This is a genomic window from Corallococcus sp. M7 (genome assembly GCF_054512695.1).
Genome location: NZ_CM137252.1, coordinates 9,680,146 through 9,697,838, shown reverse-complemented (window position 1 = coordinate 9,697,838; position 17,693 = coordinate 9,680,146). Strand labels below are relative to the sequence as shown.

The following is a 17,693-nucleotide window of genomic DNA, read 5'->3' as shown; positions in this document are numbered from 1 at the left end:
CGGTCGAACGACGCACGGCGCCCTATTCGCGAGGAGAGGCATCTTGGAGTTGCGGCACGGCCCATGGGCGGGTGCATCCCCGGACGCCGGGTTGGAGACGCTGCGGCGTGACCTGGGCCGGGCGCTCGCGAGCGTCTGTCCCGCGTCGCTCGCGGACCGGCGGGAGGACCTGTTGCAGGTCGCGATGATGAAGGTGGTGGAGCTGCGCGGGCGCACCCAGGGCCAGGCGGAGCTGACCCCCGCGTACCTGTACCGGGTGGCGTACACGACGCTCATCGACGAGCTTCGCCGGATGGGGGCGCGCAAGGAGGTGGCGTTGGAGGAGGTCGAGCAGGGGCCCGCCCAACCGGTGGCGCCAGGGGACCCGGAGCGTGCGGCGGGGGCCGCGCAGATTGCCCGGGCCGTGCGTGACTGTCTTCAGGGGCTGGTGCAGGACCGCCGCCTCGCCGTGACGCTGCACCTGCAGGGACACACCGTTCCGGAGGCCGCGGAGCTGTTGGGGTGGGAGGCCAAGCGGACGGAGAACCTCATCTACCGGGGGCTGAGCGCGCTGCGTGCCTGTCTCTCCCTGAAGGGAGTCCAGCCGTGAGCGACCGCCGTCCCGAGGATGACACGCAGGATGCCGCGGGCGTGGAGCGGCTGCGCACGGCGCTGCGTGAGGATGACGCGGCAGGGGAGCCGGTGGACGCGGACCTCGTCTGGCGCGCGGTGAGGCAGGAGTTGCCGGTGGAGGAGCGCCGGGCGGTCGTCGAGCGCGTCGCGGCGGATCCCGCGTGGGCGCAGGCGTGGCGGTTGGCCAAGGCGATGTCGCAGGCAGCGGCGGAGGTGGAGCGGGGGGCTCCGGTGGGGGGAAGGGCGGAGGTGCCAGCGACACGCGAGGAGGCACCCGCGAAGGTGGTGCCGCTGACCGCCCGGCGCTTCTGGCAGGCAAGGCCGGCGATGGGGGCAATGGCCGCGATGGCGGCGACGGTGGTGGTCCTGGTGGGCGCGGTCGTGGTGGTGCGGCAGCAGCAGGCGGGGGTGGATCCAACGCGCATCCGGGGCGGCGCTTCGGGGGCCATCGCCTCGCAGGTGCCGGAGGCCACCGCGCTTCCCCGCGAGCAGTTCGTGCTCCGCTGGAGTGGGGTGCCCCAGGCGGTGTCCTGGAGCGTGCAGGTGTCGTCGGAGGACTTGAAGGTGTTCCATCGCGCGGAGCGGCTGGAGTCGCGCGAGTACACGGTGCCGCCGGAGGTGCTCGCGGAGCTGCCCTCCGGAGCGCGCGTCCTGTGGCAGGTGGAGGCGCGGCTTCCGGATGGAAGCGTCCAGCGCGGCAGTACGTTCGTGAACCGGTTGCGGTGAGTGCCGCGCCACCTTGGGCCAGGCCGGCGGCCCAATGACATGCAGTTGGGGGATGTATGAAGACAATCAATGCTTGCAGGGGATGGGTGCGCGCGCTGTCGATGATGGCGATGCTGTGGGGCGTTTCGGCCGTGGCGCAGCCCGCGCCCGTGACGTACACGATGATCATCACCACGGAGCCGCTGACGGGCGCCGCGAACGACACGGTGGTGGCCTCCGTGGTGGACGCGGGCGTCCTGGGGCCGTCGTCCACGGTGCCCATGACCCTGCGCATCCTGGATGACGCCGGGGCCGTGCTCGCGACCGTCACGGGCACCGTGAGCACGACGGCGCCGCTGCGGGTGAGCGTGCTGGCGCCTTCGGCCGGCGGCGTTCGCGCGCAGCTCACCCTGCCGCCCGGTGCCGGGAAGATGTCCGCTGGCATCCTGGTCATCGAGCGCTTGGGGCAGGGCGACCCGCCGCCGCCGCCCACGCGGGAGGTCTGTGAGATTCCGGTCAGCAGGGATCCCGGACCGGGCGGAGACCCTGTCACCCTCTGGGGATGCAGGGTGGAAACCCAGAAGACCTGAGGTGATGGTGATGCGGCGGCTGCGCGTATGGCAATGGGGCGGCTTCACCCTTTCGGTAGGGCTGGCCCTGTGCGCCCCCACGCGGGCCGCCGCGGAGTCCTCCGCGCTCGCCCGGTGCGAGGAGGGCTTCGACGCCCATCCGGAGACCTCCGACGCGGCGATGTGCTTCTTCCGGAGCGCCCAGGGGCAGGAGGCGCGCGACGAGGCCCGGCGCAGGCTGCAGGCCCTCATCGCACGGCACCCGGAGCGCCCCTGGCTCATGCTGGTGCTCGGCCACATGGAGCTGCCCTCCGATCCCGCGCTGGCGGAGGTGTCCTACCGCCGCGCGGCCCTCGCCTTCCGGAGTCAGGGGGATGCCGAGGGCGAGGTGATGGCCGGCATCAACGTGCGCAACGCGCTGGGCCTGCGCGGCCAGACGGAGGAGGCGCACCAGTGGGTGCTGCGCGTGGGCGAGGTGGCCCGGGCCTCCGGGAACCCCTGGCTGGAGGTGCGCGCGCTCATCCTGGAGGCGGCCGAGCTCTCCGACCTGGGCCAGGACCTGGGGCGTGCCTGGCGCCTGCTCAAGCGCGCGGAAGGGCTCGCCTTTCCGGACGGGACGGACGGCCTGAAGAAGCAGCTGCTGGTCCCGCTGGCCGCGGTGAGCGTGAACCTGGGGCGCTTCGACGAGGCGCTGGACGTGTACGGGCGGCTCGCGGAGCTGGCGGAGCGCACGAAGGACGCGAGCACGGAGGCGCGCGTCCGCTTCGCGCTCGCGAGCCTCGCTTGGCGGCGGCTGGACGCGCGTCCCGACGCGGGAGGCCGGGCGGCGCTGCTGCGGCTCGGACGCGCGGCGCTCGCGGCGTCCGAGCGCGCGGGCAGCAAGGTCTTGGAGACGAGCTCGCTGCGCCTCGTGGCGGAGCTGCTGGGCGACGGGCCTGGAGAGCGGAGCGAAGCGGAGGACGCGCTCGGCCGCTGCATCGACATCGCCCGGGAGACGGGCATGACCGAGCGGCGCATCACCTGTCTGTGGACGCGCGCCGAACGCAGAGCGGCGGTGGACGCGGCCGCCGCGTGGCGTGACGTGGACGAGGCCCTGGCGCTGGCCGCTGAGCACGACAACCCGCTCTACCTCGCCTCGGTGTGGCGCACGCGGGCGACGGTGGCGTTCCGCACGCGTCCGTTGCCGGAGGCCCTGGGACACGCGGAGCGAGCGCTCGACGCGGTGGAGGTGCTGCGCCAGTGGCAGCGGGACGCCTCCAGCCAGGCCGAGCTCTTCTCCAACTGGGCCAGTGACTACCACCGGCTCGCGGGCTTCACCCTGGAGGCCGCAGAGACCTCCGCCCTGCCACCCCGCGAGGCCCTGGAGCGAGCCTTCGCGGTGAGTGAGCGCCTGCGGGCGAGGACGTTGTTCGAGGCCCTGGTGGCTTCACGCGCGCTCCCCACGCAAGAGGAGACACCGGAGCAGCGCAAGGCCCGGGACGGCGTGCTGCGGAACCTGTCCGCGATCCAGCGCAGGCTGCTGGACCCGGCCCTGTCCAAGTCCGAGCGAACACGGCTGCTGGGAGAGCTCCAGGACCTGGAGCGCCGCGAGCGAGAGCTGCGACCCGCGACGAGGAGAAGGGAGCTCCCGTCCGCATCGCGCACCACGACCGGGACACAACCGGAGCAGGAACGCGAGTCAGGCTCCGCGGTCAACCATGCGGAGCTTCCCTTCGCGTCGCTCGCCGCGACGGAGCAACGCCTGGGGGAGGAGGAGGCACTGCTCGTCTTCCTCGCGGGTGTGGACCACGACCTCGTGGGCGAGCGCGCGGGAGGCGCGTGGGTGATGGCGGTGACACGCGAGGGCACGCGCGCGTACCGCATTCCGGAGCGAGCACGGCTGCGCCCCTCGGTGGCGCTCCTGTCGGGGCTCATCGAGCGCCGCGATGGTTCGGAGGCATCGGCCGCCGCGGCGCTGTACTCGCAGCTGCTTGCTCCCGCGCTGCGGGACCTTCCGTCGAAGGTGTCCCGCCTGCTGCTCGTGCCGGATGGTCCGCTGCACGACCTGCCCTTCGCCGCGCTGCGGGAGCACGCGGACGCTCCGCCATTGATGGCCCGGTACGAACTGGCGCGAGTGCCCTCCGCGAGCCTGCTCCACTACTGGCGCGCGCAGCCCGCCCGTCCTCCCGAGGGCGAGGCCCTGGTCCTGGCGGATCCCGACCGGAGCGAAACCCTCCAGGGTACGCGAGTGGCCTCCGCGAGAGGCGGCATGTTCCTGGAGACCGCGAGCCTGGGCGCGCTTCCAGAGGCACGGCGCGAAGGCCGCACCGTGAGCGAGTCCCTGGAGGACACGGCCGTGAAGCCCCGGTTGCTCATCGGCGCGGAAGCCTCCGAGCAGGCCCTCAAGGCGTCCCGTTGGGACGTGGTGCGCATCCTCCACGTGGCCGCGCACGCGGTCGTGGACGTCGAATCCCCGGAGCGCTCCGCCCTGGTGCTGGCCCCGGGCGAGGCGGAGGAGGATGGTCTGCTCCAGCCGCGGGAGATCGCGGAGCTGCGGCTGCGGGACGCGCTGGTGGTGCTCTCCAGTTGCCGGGGAGCCTCCGGCGCGCTGCTCGCGGGAGAAGGCGTGCTGAGCCTCGCGCGAGCCTTCTTCGAGTCGGGAGCGCGAGCCGTGGTGGCCAGCCTGTGGCCCATGCGCGACGCCGAGGCCGCGGAGCTGCTGGAGCGTTACTACCGGCACCTGTCGAAGGGACGGAGCGCGGCGTCCGCGCTGCGAGAAGCCCAGCGCGAGGCCTGGGAGGACGGTGAGCCCGCGGCCATGTGGGCCGGGCTGGGGGTGATGGGGGACGCGGCGCTGGTGCCGGTGCGGCCCGCCACCGGAGGCATGGGGCGGGGTGTCCTGCTGGGCGTGTCCACGGGGGCCAGCCTGCTGGCGCTGGGGCTGTGGGGGTTCGGGATGCGCCGCCGGAAGCGGGGGAGCGGGCAGGCGACGGCGTGAATCCGAAGCGGCCGGCGGGGCGTGCGCGGTAGGGTTCCAGGCGATGAGTGACGCGAGCCGTGAGCCGGCGCCGAAGCTGACCCTCGAGGTGCGGGACCTGCACAAGTCGTTTGGCGGGCAGGCGGCGCTGCGGGGCGTGGACCTGGTGGTGCCAGAGGGCACGACCTGCGTGCTGATGGGCGTGTCCGGTTCGGGCAAGACGGTGCTGATGAAGCACATCATGGGCCTGATGCGGCCGGACCGGGGCGTGGTGCTGGTGGAGGGCGCGGAGGTGGCGAAGATGAACGAGCCCGAGCTCAACCAGATGCGCCGCAAGCTGGGCATCCTCTTCCAGGCGAACGCGCTGTTCGACTCGCTCAACGTCTTCGACAACGTGGCGTTCCCGCTGCGCGAGCGCACGAAGATGTCCGAGCCGGATATCACCAAGACGGTGAACGAGACCCTGGGGAAGGTGGGCCTGTCGCACGCGGCCACGCGCTTTCCGGGAGAGCTGTCCGGCGGCATGCAGAAGCGCGTGGGCTTCGCGCGAGCGACCATCCTCCAGCCGAAGATTCTCCTCTACGACGACCCCACGGCGGGCCTGGATCCGCTGACCACGGCGGCGGTGAACGAAATCATCACCACGGGCAAGCAGCAGCTGGGCGCCACGTCGTTGGTGATTACGCCGGACGTGGCCTCCGCCTTCGGCATGGCGGACAACCTGGCGCTGATGCACGAGGGCCGCGTGGTGGAGTACGGCCCGCCGGACCACTTCCGCCAGTCGCAGCACCCGGAGGTGAAGGCCTTCCTGCGCAACTGGTTGCGGAGGCGCTCCGCGCAAACTCAGGCACCCCAGGCCTGACAAGGATTGAGATAGGCTGCGGTGGCCCGGGGGCCGGCGGGTTCGTGATGGAATCAGGAGTCCGCATGTCCCGCCCCAAGCTGCGTCCCGTGTTCAAGCGTCTGTGGTTGCTCGCGCCCGTCGCCACGTTGGGGGTGGGGTGTTCCTCGACGTGGGATTGCAAGAAGGGCACGGAGCAGCAGGTCTTTCCCCTGCCCGCCACCCTGCGTGACGGAAGCGTGCCCACGGCGGACACGTCCTGCGAAGCTTTGTGCGAGGCACTCGGGGAGTCCGCGCCCTGCTTTCGCATTCCAGGAGACACGGACGGCGGCACCTATCCCGACACGGTGAGCTGTGAGGCGCCGCTCATCTGCGATGGCCGCAGGCCGGAAGGGCTGTGCAGTGACGGCGCGGTGGCGCGGGGGACGCCCACGCTGGGAGCGCTCTTCGCGAAGATGGCGCACCTGGAGGCCGCGTCCGTGCCGGCCTTCGAAAGGCTCGCGGAAGAGCTGGCCGCGCACGGAGCCCCGGGGCACCTGGTGCGGGGCGCCAGGCGTTCCGCGAAGGAAGAGGTGCGCCACGCGGAGGCGATGGAGTCGCTGGCCCGCCGCCACGGAGCCCCGATGCCGGAGCTGAAGGTGGCGCCGTTCCAGGCGAGGTCACTGGAGGCGCTCGCCATCGAGAACGCGGTGGAGGGCTGCGTGCGGGAGACCTACGGCGCGCTGCTGGCGGGCTGGCAGGCCCGGAGCGCGGAGGACGCGCAGGTGCGCGAGTCCCTGAGCGCCATCGCCCCGGACGAGCTGAGGCACGCGGAGCTGTCCTGGGCCATCCACGCATGGGCGCTGAAACAACTGCCCCCGGAAGCCCGCGAGCGCGTGGAATCAGCCCGCCGCGAAGCCTGGCGCGAGCTGGAGCAGGACGCGGCCTCCAGCCACCTGCCGGACGAAGTGGCCCGCCACTCCGGGCTGCCCTCCGCGGAAGTCGCCCGCGGGCTCGTCAGGGAGCTGGCGTCCGAGCTGATGCCCGGAGCGCTGGCGTAATCCATTGCTCCTGCGCCGCTCCTCGCGTCACAGGGGCGGCAGCTTCTCCAGGAAGCCCGAGCGTGACAGCCACAGCATCAGCGCGAAGCTGATGGTGTTGAAGGCCGCGTGGGCCACGATGAGCGGCAGCAGCCGTCCCCGGTACCAGAGGACGAAGCCGAACCAGGCGCCCATCACGAACGTCTGAACGACCGCGAGCGTGCCCTCGTAGAAGTGCCCCACGGAGAAGAGGACCGCGGCCCCCAGGATGGCCGGCACCCAGCCTCCCAGCACCACCTTCAGCCGGGGGACGAGGAAGCCTCGGAAGACGAACTCCTCGAAGCCCGTCACCACCACCATGATGGCCGCGAAGGCCGGGATGCCCAGCCCCGTGTCCAGCAGCGCCGCCGCCACGCCCTTGCGCGCCGCCAGCTCCGCGCCCGCCAGCTTCAGCGCCACCGCGACTGCCGCCAGCGGCACCGACACCGCGATGTGCACCGCGTACGTGCCCGCCAGCACCACGCCGCCCAGCAACAGCTCGCGCGCCCAGCCCTCGCGCACCAGCCCCACCTGCGCGGGGCCCTGACCGTCGCGCCACAGCAGCACCGCCACCAGCAGGCACATGCCCAGCGCCCGAACCACCAGCGGCGCCATGGACAGCGAGAAGCCCTTCGCCATCTCCGCTTCCGACGCCGCCACCCACGCGCCCGCGCCCGCGCCGCCCAGCGCCACCACCAGGCCCAGCACGCCCCACCACGCCCCGCGCCGCGAGGACTCCCAGGGCCGCAGGAGCATCAGCCCCCACGCCAGCAGCACCAGCTCCACCGCGACGGCGGCCCACTGGCTCAGCCGGGCCACCGAAGCGGGGCCCAGCACCGCGAAGAACACGAACGCCGCCTCCGCCAGCGCCTGGCGCTTCGGAGGGGCGTTCTCCAGCAGGACGGCGGCATCACCACGAAGCAGCACGGGCACTTCCTTCCGGCGCCACGGAGCAATGGACCCGTGGGGTTCCCGGACACGCTAACGGCTTCGCCCCGCCGCTCACGGGTTTTCCTCCGCGCGACGCCCGGTTCAGGACGGGAGGGCCATCCCTGGCCTCTCCCGTCCCCACGGCCTACTGGCAGGTGATGCCGGGAAGACCCCGGTACGCACCCTGCGCGGTCCACCGCGTGTAGGGCGTGCCGCAGGAGCCCGCGTAGGGGTCATCCGTGCCGTAGCCCGGGACCCAGTACTCGAAGTGCAGGTGCGGGCCCGTGGAAGCGCCGGACGAACCCACGCGCGCAATCCAGTTGCCGCAGGCGAGCGTGGTGCCCCTCGCGAACTGCTGCGTGTATGCCTTCAGGTGCCAGTACCAGGTCTGCGTGTTGTCCGGGTGCCGCATGATGATGTAGTTCGCCGTGTAGAGGCCGCACGCGGCATAGGGATTGGACTGGTTCCAGTAGTTGCACCGGTCGTAGTACCCATCCACCGACGCCTCGACGTAGCCCCGGGCGGCGTTCATCGCCCAGACGCCGTAGTCCATCTTGGAGAAGCCGCCCACCAGCGCGTAGTCCGTGCCCGTGTGCCCGCTGTAGCGCACGCCGCCGCAGGCGTAGTCCCGGCCGCCGTAGTCCTTGTACGCGCTCACCGTGCAGCCGCCGTTGCCGCACTGGTCCGCGAGCTGCGACGCGGGGAAGCGGAACATCGTCTGCGCGGTGGAGACCGCCGGGAACGAAAGCAGCGCGAACGCCGCCACCACCATGAGCCGCTGAAGGCGCATCACTTGGCACCTCCCACGTCCGCGGCCGCATGGCCGGTGCGCACGTTGAGCGTCCAGAACGCGCCGCCGCCCGCGTTGTAGCGGAGCACGTCGTCGTTCAGCCATTCCATGTGGTGGCTGGAGACGGGCGGGGGCACGAACTCCTTCGGCGGCCCGCCGAACAGCATCCAGTTCTCCAGGCCCACGTTGGTGAGCTGCCGGGGCTCCGCGCCCTCCACCGTCGTGACGAAGAACGACGCCACGCTCGTCCGGCCCGACACGAACACCACCGTCCTGCCGTCCGGAGAGATGCTCGGCGTCGCGTCCACGCCCGGGCCGTCCGCCAGCACCTTCACGCGCCCCTTCATGTCGATGATGCCCACCGCCGTCTCATGCGGACCCGGGGCGCCCGTCTTCAGCGTGGCCACCAGCGCGTCCCCCTTCGCCGAGGGGAACAGGTCGCCGCCCACCTGCTCGGCGAGCAGCCGCTCCCTGCCGTTCGCGTCGCGCAGCCGCAGCGTGCCCTCGCCGTCCAGCAGCGCCACCTCCTGCCCCACGATGCGCGCCTCGCGGTACTTGAACTCCGGGGCCACCACGCGGACCGTGCCGGTGTCCTCGGCGTACCGGACGATGGCCAGCAGCGGCAGGTCATCCGTCCCTAGCGGCTCCGCGGGGATCTCCGCGACGATGCCCGCCAGCATCTCGCGGCCCTGGCCGAAGAGCTGGACGAAGCGAGCCTTGGGCCCGAAGGCCTTCTCCACGGCGGGGACCAGGCTCTCGCGCGCCCTGGTCACGCGGCGCAGGTCCGTCGGGTTCGGAGGCGCTTCCGCGAAGGCGGAGCCGCCCATCAGCGTCATCACGGTGAGTGCGAGAAATCGATGTGTCATTTCACTCCAGGGGATGGGGAAACCGCGACGGGAGCGCGGTGACAGGGTTGTCTCAATGTCTGGGATTGAGTTGCTTTTAAACTGGTTATTCAAGACTAAGCGGAAAATTGAATGGGCGATGCAGGGGCACGGCCGGGCCCGGCGTGTTACGAGCCCTGCATGGCGAAAACCCTTCCCGAGCGCCCGCGCGCGGTCCTCGTTGGCGTCCAGCTTCCCGGTGTCACGGACGAGGCGCATGCCGCGGACCTGGCGGAGCTGAAGCGGCTGGTGCACACGCTGGGCTTCGATGCGGTGGCGACCGTGACCCAGCGCCGGCAGCGGCTGGCCACCGGCACGGTGCTCGGCTCCGGCAAGCTCAAGGAGCTGTCCGCGCTCACCGGCGGCTCGGGCGTCATCCCGTCCGGCGCGCAGGGCAAGACGTCGAAGGCACGTGAGAAGTGGGAAGCCGCGACCGACGCGGAGCCCGAGGAGCTGGACGCCCCGGTCGCGCCCGGCGACGCGGACCCGGACGGCTCTGGAGCCGAGCCGTCGGATGAGGACGACGACGCCTTCCCGGACTCGGAGTCAGACGCGGACACGGACGCGGAGGCCACCGCCATCGAACCGGGCCCCAGGCCCACGGTGGTGGTCGTGGACCACGAGCTGTCCCCCAGTCAGCTGCGCAACCTGGAGCGCGCCACGGGCGTGCAGGTGCTGGACCGCGCGGGCGTCATCGTGGACATCTTCCACCGTCACGCCAGGAGCCATGAGGCGCGCATGCAGGTGGAGATCGCCCGGCTCAACTACCTGGCCCCGCGTCTGCGCGAAGCCCCGGGAGGCCGCGAGCGCCAGCAGGGCCGAGGCTCCGGTGACTCCGCGATCGAGCTGGACCGCCGCAAGATTCGCGACCGGCTGGCGGAACTGCGCGAGGACCTGGCCGCCATCCAGAAGGACCAGGACCAGCGCCGCTACGCGCGCCGCGACCAGCTGCGCGTGGCGCTGGTGGGCTACACGAACGCGGGCAAGTCCTCGCTGATGCGGGCGCTGACGGGCAGCACGGTGCTGGTGGCGGATCAGCTCTTCGCCACGCTCGACACGACGGTGCGCGCGATGCAGCCGGAGACCCGGCCGCGCATCCTCGTCTCCGACACGGTGGGCTTCATCCAGAAGCTGCCGCACGACCTGGTGGCGTCCTTCCGCTCCACGCTGGACGAGGCGCTGGAGGCGTCGCTGCTGCTCTACGTGGTGGACGCGTCCGACCCCACCTGGGCCGCGCAGCTGGAGGTCACCCGCACGGTGCTCCGCGAGATTGGCGCGGACGTGGTGCCGGGCAAGCTGGTCTTCAACAAGGTGGACCGGCTGGACGCGGCGGCGCAGGAGGCGCTCCGGGCCGGACACCCCGAAGCGCTCCTCGTGTCCGCGCACCGGCCGGACGACGTGGCCGGGCTGCGCAGGGAGATCATCGCCTTCTTCGAGGCCTCCATGGTGGAGGCGGACCTGGTGATTCCCTACGCGCGGCAGGCCCGCATCGGCGAGGTGTACGAGCACACCACCGTGGTGTCCCAGGCCTACGACGAGACGGGCAGCCGGCTGCGCGTGCGGGGGCTGCCGGGCGCCATCGCCCGGCTCACCCGGTCGTTCCAGGAGTAGGCCTCAGCGCACGACGGGCACGGTCACCGGGTCCTTTTCGTCCACGGTGACCTCCACCTTGCCCACGCGCCAGAGCACGGGCTGGAACGCGAAGCTCAGGCGGTGTCCGTCCGCGGTCTCCAGCAGGGCGGTGCCCTCCTTGGGAAGGTAGTTGCCGACTTCATATTCGAGCGCGGTGAGCGTGATGCGGTCCGTGCCGTTCGGGCCCGTCAGCTCACCCGGACCGTCGAACACCAGCGCCGTGCCGCCGATGATGGGCAGCCCGTCGCGCTTCCCCACGGTGCTGTTGATGTGGAAGATGTGGCCCTCGCGGCCCGGCACCTGGCCTTCGACCTCCGCGAACAGGCGCGTCTCATCCGAGCACGTGCCGTAGCCCACCTTGGCCTGGAGCGTCTGGCCATCCACGGCGAGCTCGCGCAGGTCGGCCTTCATCTCCATCAGGTCCTCGCCGCCGCGGTACTCCAGCACCGCGCGTCCGGTGAAGCGCAGGCCGTGAACGTCACAGCCGCTGGAGGGGAAGGTCACGATGACGGCGTCGGTGACGTCGTCCACGGCCTCCACGCGAGCGGTCGCGCAGGCCACCGAGGCGCTCAACCCCTTCACGGCCTGGTTCAGGAAGGAGGGCCGGGGCTCGCCACACGTGTACACGGGCATCAGGCCGAGAATCTCGAACGCGCCCCGCACCTGGTGCGTGGAGGCCGCCAGGCGTTCCACGCGGGCCTTCGCGTCGTCGATCTCCTCCTGCGTGGGCAGGTTGTCCCCACAGGCGGTGGTGGCGAGGGCAGCGAGGGCAGCGAAGGCAATGCGGCGCATGAAGGTCTCCGGAAAGACGGTGCGGCTCCCCCCGCGCCATCGCGAGGGACCGTACCCGAGCCTTCAGCAACCGTCATGCCCCCCTCAACCCCGCGAATCTCCAGGGAAAGGGGCCTCCATGACTCCCTGCGGCGTGTGCAGCACGCTGCGCACCCAGGGGCGGCCCTGTCCGGGCCCGCCCGGTCCAAAACCTGTCCGACAGTCGGACCAGTTCGCGCGGTCCGCCCCCGCCCCCTCCGGTCCAAAACCTGTCCGACAGTCGGACCAGCTCGCGCGGTCCGCCGTCGGCAGGTCAGGGTCCAAAACCAGTCCGACAGTCGGACAAGCTCGCGCGCTCCACCCGCCCGGCCCGGTCCAAACCTGTCGGACAGTCGGACTGGTTCATGCGGTCCACCTGGCCTGAGCCGGTCAAACATGTCCGACAGTCGGACAAGTTCGCGCGGTCCACCGCCCGCTGGTCCCAGGCCCAACTTGTCCGACAGTCGGAGCGGCTCGAACGATGCGCCTCTTTCCCGAGACGATGATCAAACCTGTCCGACAATCGGGCCGGTTCGAGCGCTCCGCCACCCGCTGGCCCCAGGCCCAACTTGTCCGACAGTCGGAGCGGTTCGAGCGATGCGCCTCCTTCCGGAGACGATGATCAAACCTGTCCGACAATCGGACTGGTTCGAGCGCTCCGCCGCCCGGCCCGAGCCACAACCTGTAGGACAGTCGGACAAGTTCGCGCGCTTCGCCTCCCGACGGACGCGGTGATCAACAACTTGTAGGACAGTCGGACCAGTTCGCGCGGTCCGCCCCCGCCCCCTCCGGTCCAAAAACCTGTCCGACAGTCGGACCAGTTCGAGGCTCCACCTCCCGGCGCCCGCCCGGCTCAAAACCTGTCCGACAGTCGGACCGGTTCAGGCAGTCCGCCCCGCCGGCCCCCGGTCCAAAACCTGTCCGACAGTCGGACAGGTTTCCGCGGGTCGCCGCCGGAGGGGCGGCAGCACTCAGGTCCTGGGGAGCTGAGCGATGCCTTCGTCCGAGGACGAGGCTTCCGGAGCCGTGTCCTCGTCATCCCCGGCTTCTTCGTCCGCGGACAAAGTGTCGTCGTCCTCCACCTCGTCGTCCGGCTCCGGATCGTCCACGTACTCCGGTGCTCTGTCGGACGCTTCCGTGAGCACGGTGCCCAGCGGGTAGATGACCAGGTGGCGCAGGGGCTCGCTGCCCACGCTCACGGCCTCCAGGTGGTTCTTCACCACCACCGTGTGCTGCAACTTCCGCAAGCGTGACGGGCGCGGCGCGAGCGGCAGGCTGATGCCCTCCGAGAGCACGCGCTGGATGGCCTCCTCCACGTCCGCGACCGCGGCGTGCACGTCCGCCGGGTCCACGCCCTCCAGCAGGTGGAACTCCGTGCGCAGCGCGCGGCGGATCTCCGTGGCGCTGTTGCGCTTGATGGCCAGCACCCGCGCGCCCACGCGCTCCGCCGCGCGGCGCAGCCGGGGCGAATTCGCGCGGCTTCGCAGCGTGAGCACCACCTCCGCGTTCTCCGGACGGCCCACCACCACGGCCTCCACCGGCAGGTCGCGCAGCACGCGCTCCAGCAACTCACGGCTCACCGCGTGCGCTGCGATGCGCGTGGGCCCGGGCCGGGGTGCACCCAGCGCGGGAGTCCCCTTCGGCACGCGTCCTCCCGGCGGCGTGGCCTCCACTACCTCCGGCGCGGCCTCCACGTGCACGGCGCCGTCCTGCTGCCGCCGCTTCTCTCCGCCCACCTCCGCGCCCGCGAGCAGCCGGTCCACCGCGCCGCCCGTGTCGCGGTGCACGCGCACCTCGTCGCGGCTCACCATCTCCACCACGATGTCGAACGTGGGCGTGCCCTTGCGCTCCGTGACGGTCTTCTGCGTGCCCCGGCGACGGGCCTCGTCGTCGCTCAGCGTGACGGTCTGCACGCCGCCCACCAGGTCCGACAGCGTGGGGTTCAACACCAGGTTCTCCAGCGTGTTGCCGTGCGCCGTCGCCACCAACTGCACGCCGCGCTCCGCGATGGTGCGCGCGGCGGCGGCCTCCGCGGCGGTGCCAATCTCATCCACCACGATGGCCTCGGGCATGTGGTTCTCCACTGCCTCGATCATCACGTCGTGCTGGCGGTCCGGCCGGCTCACCTGCATGCGCCGGGCACCGCCGATGCCCGGGTGCGGGATGTCCCCGTCGCCGCCAATCTCGTTGGACGTGTCCACCACCATCACGCGCTTGCCCAGCGCGTCCGCGAGCACGCGCGCCACCTCGCGCAGCTTCGTCGTCTTGCCCACGCCCGGCCGCCCGAGCAGCAGCAGGTTGCGCCCGGACTCCACCAGGTCGCGCAGCATGTCGATGGTGCCCTGGATGGCGCGCCCCACGCGCAGCGTGAGCCCCACCACGCGGCCCTGCCGGTTGCGGATGGCCGACACGCGGTGGAGCGTGCGCTCGATGCCCGCGCGGTTGTCGCCGCCCACCTCGCCCACGTGGGCGAGCACCGCCTGGAGCGCCTCTTGCGTCACGGGCGCTTCCGACAGGCGCGCCACGCCGTGCACCAGCCGCGCCTCCGGAGGCCGGCCCAGGTCCATCACCACTTCCAGCAGCTCCGCCTCGGGGAGTTGCCGCACCGCCTCCTGGAGCGACGGCGGCAGGACCGCCACCAGCAGGGCAAAGTCATCCATCCCGCAAAGCTGCCTCGCCCCGCCCCCCCGCGCACGGCTTTCCTACGAGAGCCCGTGAACGGAGCACCACGGGAGGACACCCCCTCCCAGCCCGGCAGGCGGCCAGGCGCACCGCGCGTGACGGGGAGGAGCCAGACGGGGGCCATCCCTACCTTCAGGCCATGACCACCGCGACGCAGGACCGCTCCCCCCTCTGGCCCCAGCTCGAGCAGGAGGCGCGCGAGCGGTTCGGCGTGGAGGACTTCCGGCCGGGCCAACGGGACATCATCGAGGCGGTGCTCGCGGGGCGCGACGTGCTGGGCGTGCTGCCCACGGGCGCGGGCAAGAGCCTCACCTTCCAGCTCCCCGCCCTCTTCGTGCCCGGCGCCACGGTGGTGGTGAGCCCGCTGCTCGCGCTGATGCACGACCAGCGCGAACACCTCACGGAGCGCTACGACCTGGACGCGGCGAAGCTGGACTCCACGCTGAAGGCCGGTGAGCTCAAGGCGCTTCAGAAGGAGATCCGCCGGGGCGAGCACGAGTTCATCTACGTCACCCCCGAGCAGTTGGAGAACCCGGAGCGGCTGGCGCTGCTCAAGCGCGCGAACGTGAGCCTCTTCGTGGTGGACGAAGCGCACTGCGTCTCGCAGTGGGGCCACGACTTCCGGCCCGCGTACCTGTCGTTGGGTGACGCCATCCGCGCGCTCGGCCGCCCCCGGGTGCTCGCGCTCACGGCGACCGCCACGCCCCGCGTGCGCGAGGACATCCGCGCGCAGCTGGGGATGGAGGACCCGGTGGTGGTGTGCACCGGCATCCAGCGCGACAACCTCACGCTGGAGGTCCACCGCACGGTGAACCCGGAGCTCAAGCGCCAGAAGCTGCTGGAGCTGCTGCGCGCCAACGACGGCAGCGCCATCGTCTACACGGCCACGGTGCGCAAGGCGGACGAGCTGTGGCGCTGGCTGCGCGCGGAGGGACTGGAGGCGGGCCGCTACCACGGCAAGCTCAAGGCCGCCGAGCGCGAGGAGAACCAGCGCCACTTCATGGACGGCACCACGCCGGTGGTGGTGGCGACGAAGGCCTTCGGCCTGGGCATCGACAAGCCGGACCTGCGGCTCGTGGTGCACTACCACTTCCCCGACTCGCTGGAGAGCTACTACCAGGAGGCGGCCGCGCGGGCCGCGACGGGCTGCCCGCGAAGGCGGCGCTGCTGTACCGGCTGGAGGACCGGCGCATCCAGGGCTTCTTCCTGGGCGGCAAGTACCCGCGCCGCGACGAGAGCCAGCGCCTCTACCAGGCCGCGAACACGCTGTGCGCGGACGGCAAGCCCGTGGCCCTCAAGCGGCTGTCCGAAGCGAGCGGCCTGGGCGACAAGCGCACCCGCGTGCTGGTGGCGCAGCTGGTGGCCGCGGGCGTGCTGGAGAAGGGCGCGCGAGGCGTGAAGCGGCTGCGCGCGTTCGAGTCACTCGAGGAGCTGGATGCGTACCTGCGCGCGTACGAGGACCGCCACCAGGGAGACCGCGAGCGCCTGGACGCGATGATGCGCTACGGGAGCACCACCGCGTGCCGCTGGAAGGTGCTGGGCACCTACTTCGAGGAGCCGCTGGAGGACGACTGCGCCCGCTGCGACAACTGCCGCGCCCGCGCCGAAGGCCGCTTCGAAGCCCGCCCTCCCACCCGCGCGAGGCCGCCCATCATTCACCGCGAGTATCAGTCTGGGGTCGCCGCCGCCCCTGCGGCGTAGGGCCCTTTTTCCCCACCTCCGCGCGACTTCGAGACCGGGAATCCGTACTCAAAGTACAGGTCTCCCAGGTCTTCAGGCCTTGGGGCATTGTGCATGAATACAGGTATGGCGTATATTGCACAGCCTACCTGGACGTAATGCACTTCAGACCTTTCCCCCGGGGTCTTGAAAGGCGGAGACGCGATGGCGGAAGGCAAATTGAAGGCGCTTGTGGTGGATGATGACCCACTCGTGCTGGAGCTGGTGGAGCGCTCCATCAGCCGCTACGGCTTCGATGTCGTCACCACGCGCGCGGCGCTGGGCGTGGCCAACCTGCTGCGGACCGAGCAGCCGGACATCGTGCTCCTGGACGTGAACATCCCGGCGCTGAGCGGCGACCGCATCCTGGGCGTGGTGCGCCAGTTCGCGGACCCGGACACGCTCTTCATCCTGTACTCGTCCATGGACGAGTCGCGGCTGCGCGAGCTGGTGCGCGCGTCCGGCGCGGACGGCTACATCCCCAAGGGTGTCACCGGTCCGGAGCTGGCGCTGAAACTGTCCGGTATGCACCACAAGCGGATGGCGAACCGGCCCACGCCGGCAGTGCGTGTGGATCCGCTGCTTCAGCGCGACGTGCCCGCGCCCCAGTCCCAGAGCACCACGGCCCAGGTGTCGGTGGCGTCGCGGTAGGTGTGGACGGTCTCGAACCCGACCCGCGCGTGCGCGCGCAGGGAGCGGGTGTTGCGCACCGAGACCTCCGTCACCACGCAGTCGAAGCGCGAGCGAAGCTGCTCGCGGTGCTGGTGGTAGAGCGCGTCGAAGAGGCCCGTCCCCCGGTGGGCCTTGTCCACGCACACCTGCCCCATCACGTAGAAGCGCTGGTCCTTCAGCGGCCGGCCCCGGTGTTCGAGCCCCTCGAGGAGCGCGAACATCGGGTCCAGGACGGGGACCCACGCGCGGCACTCGCGGGGCATCACCAGCGCGTACGCCACGACGTCCGACCCCTGCACGGCGATGACGCTGGGCTCCAGCGCATGCATGCGCAGAAGCGTGGCCAGGTCATGCTGGACGGTGACGAAGCCCTGGGCCCGCTGCTCCTCCGGTGACAGCGACGGGGGCAGGTTGCGGCGCTGCAGGGCCAGCACCTGCTCCAGCTCATCCCGGGACTGCACGGCCCTCACGACATACGGATGCGACGGCATGGCGCGGGAGCATAGGCCCGCGCCATGCCTTGAAGCGTCAGCGATCGAAGCCATCCAGCCATGACGAAGGCATGGTCGGCGGGTTGTCCTGGGGCTCGTGGCGGGGCTTCTTCGGAGACACGGCGGTCTTCGTATCCAGTCCGGCGGGTCCCGGGGGCGGCTTGTCCGGGAGGTCCTGCTGGGGCTTGTGGGGGATGGGTACCAGGATGGGGCTGATCCGGCATCTCGACATGACCGTGTCCTCCTGACGCGGCCGCCGCGGGGTCCGGCCTTGCCAACCCCCGCGTGCGGCTTCCTCTTGAAAACGTGTCAGGTCGGGTTCTTTTCAGCGACCCTTCAGGT

At 71.4% G+C, this 17,693-nt stretch carries 17 protein-coding genes; 10 read left to right on the top strand and 7 right to left on the bottom strand.

From position 1 onward, the window contains the following. Positions 1 to 43 precede the first annotated feature (43 nt). The 6 genes from ACX114_RS39150 to ACX114_RS39125 all read left to right on the top strand — a co-directional run bounded on the left by ACX114_RS39150 (position 44) and on the right by ACX114_RS39125 (position 6,723). A complete protein-coding gene (locus ACX114_RS39150; protein ID WP_459293047.1) occupies positions 44 to 589 on the top strand; it encodes an RNA polymerase sigma factor in 546 nt (181 codons plus the stop codon). Beyond that, complete coding sequence (locus ACX114_RS39145) at positions 586 to 1,338, top strand: hypothetical protein (protein ID WP_459293045.1); 753 nt, start codon at positions 586 to 588, stop codon at positions 1,336 to 1,338. Before ACX114_RS39150 ends, ACX114_RS39145 begins: the two co-directional genes overlap by 4 nt. A 56-nt stretch (positions 1,339 to 1,394) precedes the next feature. Then, positions 1,395 to 1,907 carry a hypothetical protein gene (locus ACX114_RS39140; RefSeq protein WP_459293043.1) on the top strand — a complete coding sequence of 171 codons (513 nt, stop codon included), beginning with the start codon at positions 1,395 to 1,397 and terminating at the stop codon, positions 1,905 to 1,907. A gap of 4 nt (positions 1,908 to 1,911) precedes the next feature. Further along, positions 1,912 to 4,863, top strand: coding sequence for a CHAT domain-containing protein (locus tag ACX114_RS39135; RefSeq protein WP_459293041.1), 2,952 nt, complete (start codon positions 1,912 to 1,914; stop codon positions 4,861 to 4,863). A gap of 43 nt (positions 4,864 to 4,906) precedes the next feature. Beyond that, entirely contained in the window at positions 4,907 to 5,704 is a 798-nt protein-coding gene (locus ACX114_RS39130; RefSeq protein ID WP_014400664.1) for an ABC transporter ATP-binding protein, read from the top strand. A gap of 65 nt (positions 5,705 to 5,769) precedes the next feature. Then, a complete protein-coding gene (locus ACX114_RS39125; RefSeq protein WP_459293039.1) occupies positions 5,770 to 6,723 on the top strand; it encodes a hypothetical protein in 954 nt (317 codons plus the stop codon). A 27-nt stretch (positions 6,724 to 6,750) separates the two neighbouring features. On the opposite strand, the gene ACX114_RS39120 is transcribed toward ACX114_RS39125, so the two are convergent. From ACX114_RS39120 to ACX114_RS39110, 3 genes are all read right to left on the bottom strand, one after another. Continuing rightward, positions 6,751 to 7,668, bottom strand: a complete 918-nt coding sequence (locus ACX114_RS39120) for a CPBP family intramembrane glutamic endopeptidase (protein WP_459293037.1) — start codon at positions 7,666 to 7,668, stop codon at positions 6,751 to 6,753. A gap of 148 nt (positions 7,669 to 7,816) precedes the next feature. Continuing rightward, positions 7,817 to 8,461: a M23 family metallopeptidase gene (locus ACX114_RS39115; protein ID WP_459293035.1), complete on the bottom strand. Its 645-nt coding sequence runs from the start codon at positions 8,459 to 8,461 to the stop codon at positions 7,817 to 7,819. After that, the gene (locus ACX114_RS39110) at positions 8,461 to 9,327 is read right to left on the bottom strand and encodes a TolB family protein (RefSeq protein ID WP_459293033.1); all 867 of its coding nucleotides are present in this window, start codon (positions 9,325 to 9,327) and stop codon (positions 8,461 to 8,463) included. The genes ACX114_RS39115 and ACX114_RS39110 overlap by 1 nt, the downstream gene beginning before the upstream one ends. 159 nt (positions 9,328 to 9,486) lie before the next feature. Between ACX114_RS39110 and hflX the strand changes: the two genes are divergently transcribed. Continuing rightward, positions 9,487 to 10,956, top strand: coding sequence for a GTPase HflX (gene hflX, locus ACX114_RS39105; protein WP_459293031.1), 1,470 nt, complete (start codon positions 9,487 to 9,489; stop codon positions 10,954 to 10,956). Between the two features lie 3 nt (positions 10,957 to 10,959). Here hflX and ACX114_RS39100 read toward each other — a convergent pair whose 3' ends face one another. After that, positions 10,960 to 11,769: a hypothetical protein gene (locus ACX114_RS39100; protein WP_459293029.1), complete on the bottom strand. Its 810-nt coding sequence runs from the start codon at positions 11,767 to 11,769 to the stop codon at positions 10,960 to 10,962. A gap of 989 nt (positions 11,770 to 12,758) precedes the next feature. Next, entirely contained in the window at positions 12,759 to 14,447 is a 1,689-nt protein-coding gene (locus ACX114_RS39095; RefSeq protein WP_459293027.1) for a R3H domain-containing nucleic acid-binding protein, read from the bottom strand. A gap of 161 nt (positions 14,448 to 14,608) precedes the next feature. Here ACX114_RS39095 and ACX114_RS39090 point away from each other — a divergent pair, with 161 nt between their 5' ends. From ACX114_RS39090 to ACX114_RS39080, 3 genes are all read left to right on the top strand, one after another. After that, the gene (locus ACX114_RS39090; RefSeq protein ID WP_459293025.1) at positions 14,609 to 15,868 is read left to right on the top strand and encodes a RecQ family ATP-dependent DNA helicase; all 1,260 of its coding nucleotides are present in this window, start codon (positions 14,609 to 14,611) and stop codon (positions 15,866 to 15,868) included. Continuing rightward, on the top strand, positions 15,757 to 16,170 hold the full coding sequence (locus ACX114_RS39085; RefSeq protein ID WP_459293023.1) for a RecQ family zinc-binding domain-containing protein: 414 nt from the start codon (positions 15,757 to 15,759) through the stop codon (positions 16,168 to 16,170). The genes ACX114_RS39090 and ACX114_RS39085 overlap by 112 nt, the downstream gene beginning before the upstream one ends. Before the next feature lie 213 nt (positions 16,171 to 16,383). Next, entirely contained in the window at positions 16,384 to 16,839 is a 456-nt protein-coding gene (locus ACX114_RS39080) for a response regulator (RefSeq protein WP_459293021.1), read from the top strand. On the opposite strand, the gene ACX114_RS39075 is transcribed toward ACX114_RS39080, so the two are convergent. Then, positions 16,773 to 17,351: a GNAT family N-acetyltransferase gene (locus ACX114_RS39075; protein ID WP_459293019.1), complete on the bottom strand. Its 579-nt coding sequence runs from the start codon at positions 17,349 to 17,351 to the stop codon at positions 16,773 to 16,775. The genes ACX114_RS39080 and ACX114_RS39075 overlap by 67 nt on opposite strands. 37 nt (positions 17,352 to 17,388) lie before the next feature. Further along, positions 17,389 to 17,583 carry a hypothetical protein gene (locus ACX114_RS39070; protein ID WP_459293017.1) on the bottom strand — a complete coding sequence of 65 codons (195 nt, stop codon included), beginning with the start codon at positions 17,581 to 17,583 and terminating at the stop codon, positions 17,389 to 17,391. Between the last annotated feature and the right edge of the window lie 110 nt (positions 17,584 to 17,693).

Coding starts and splice junctions, on each gene's coding strand:
- ACX114_RS39140 (WP_459293043.1), top strand. CDS start 1,395: ATGAAGACAATCAATGCTTGCAGGGGATGGGTGCGCGCGCTGTCGATG.
- ACX114_RS39135 (WP_459293041.1), top strand. CDS start 1,912: ATGGTGATGCGGCGGCTGCGCGTATGGCAATGGGGCGGCTTCACCCTT.
- ACX114_RS39130 (WP_014400664.1), top strand. CDS start 4,907: ATGAGTGACGCGAGCCGTGAGCCGGCGCCGAAGCTGACCCTCGAGGTG.
- ACX114_RS39125 (WP_459293039.1), top strand. CDS start 5,770: ATGTCCCGCCCCAAGCTGCGTCCCGTGTTCAAGCGTCTGTGGTTGCTC.
- ACX114_RS39115 (WP_459293035.1), bottom strand. CDS start 8,461: ATGCGCCTTCAGCGGCTCATGGTGGTGGCGGCGTTCGCGCTGCTTTCG.
- ACX114_RS39110 (WP_459293033.1), bottom strand. CDS start 9,327: ATGACACATCGATTTCTCGCACTCACCGTGATGACGCTGATGGGCGGC.
- hflX (WP_459293031.1), top strand. CDS start 9,487: ATGGCGAAAACCCTTCCCGAGCGCCCGCGCGCGGTCCTCGTTGGCGTC.
- ACX114_RS39100 (WP_459293029.1), bottom strand. CDS start 11,769: ATGCGCCGCATTGCCTTCGCTGCCCTCGCTGCCCTCGCCACCACCGCC.
- ACX114_RS39095 (WP_459293027.1), bottom strand. CDS start 14,447: ATGGATGACTTTGCCCTGCTGGTGGCGGTCCTGCCGCCGTCGCTCCAG.
- ACX114_RS39090 (WP_459293025.1), top strand. CDS start 14,609: ATGACCACCGCGACGCAGGACCGCTCCCCCCTCTGGCCCCAGCTCGAG.
- ACX114_RS39075 (WP_459293019.1), bottom strand. CDS start 17,351: ATGCCGTCGCATCCGTATGTCGTGAGGGCCGTGCAGTCCCGGGATGAG.
- ACX114_RS39070 (WP_459293017.1), bottom strand. CDS start 17,583: ATGTCGAGATGCCGGATCAGCCCCATCCTGGTACCCATCCCCCACAAG.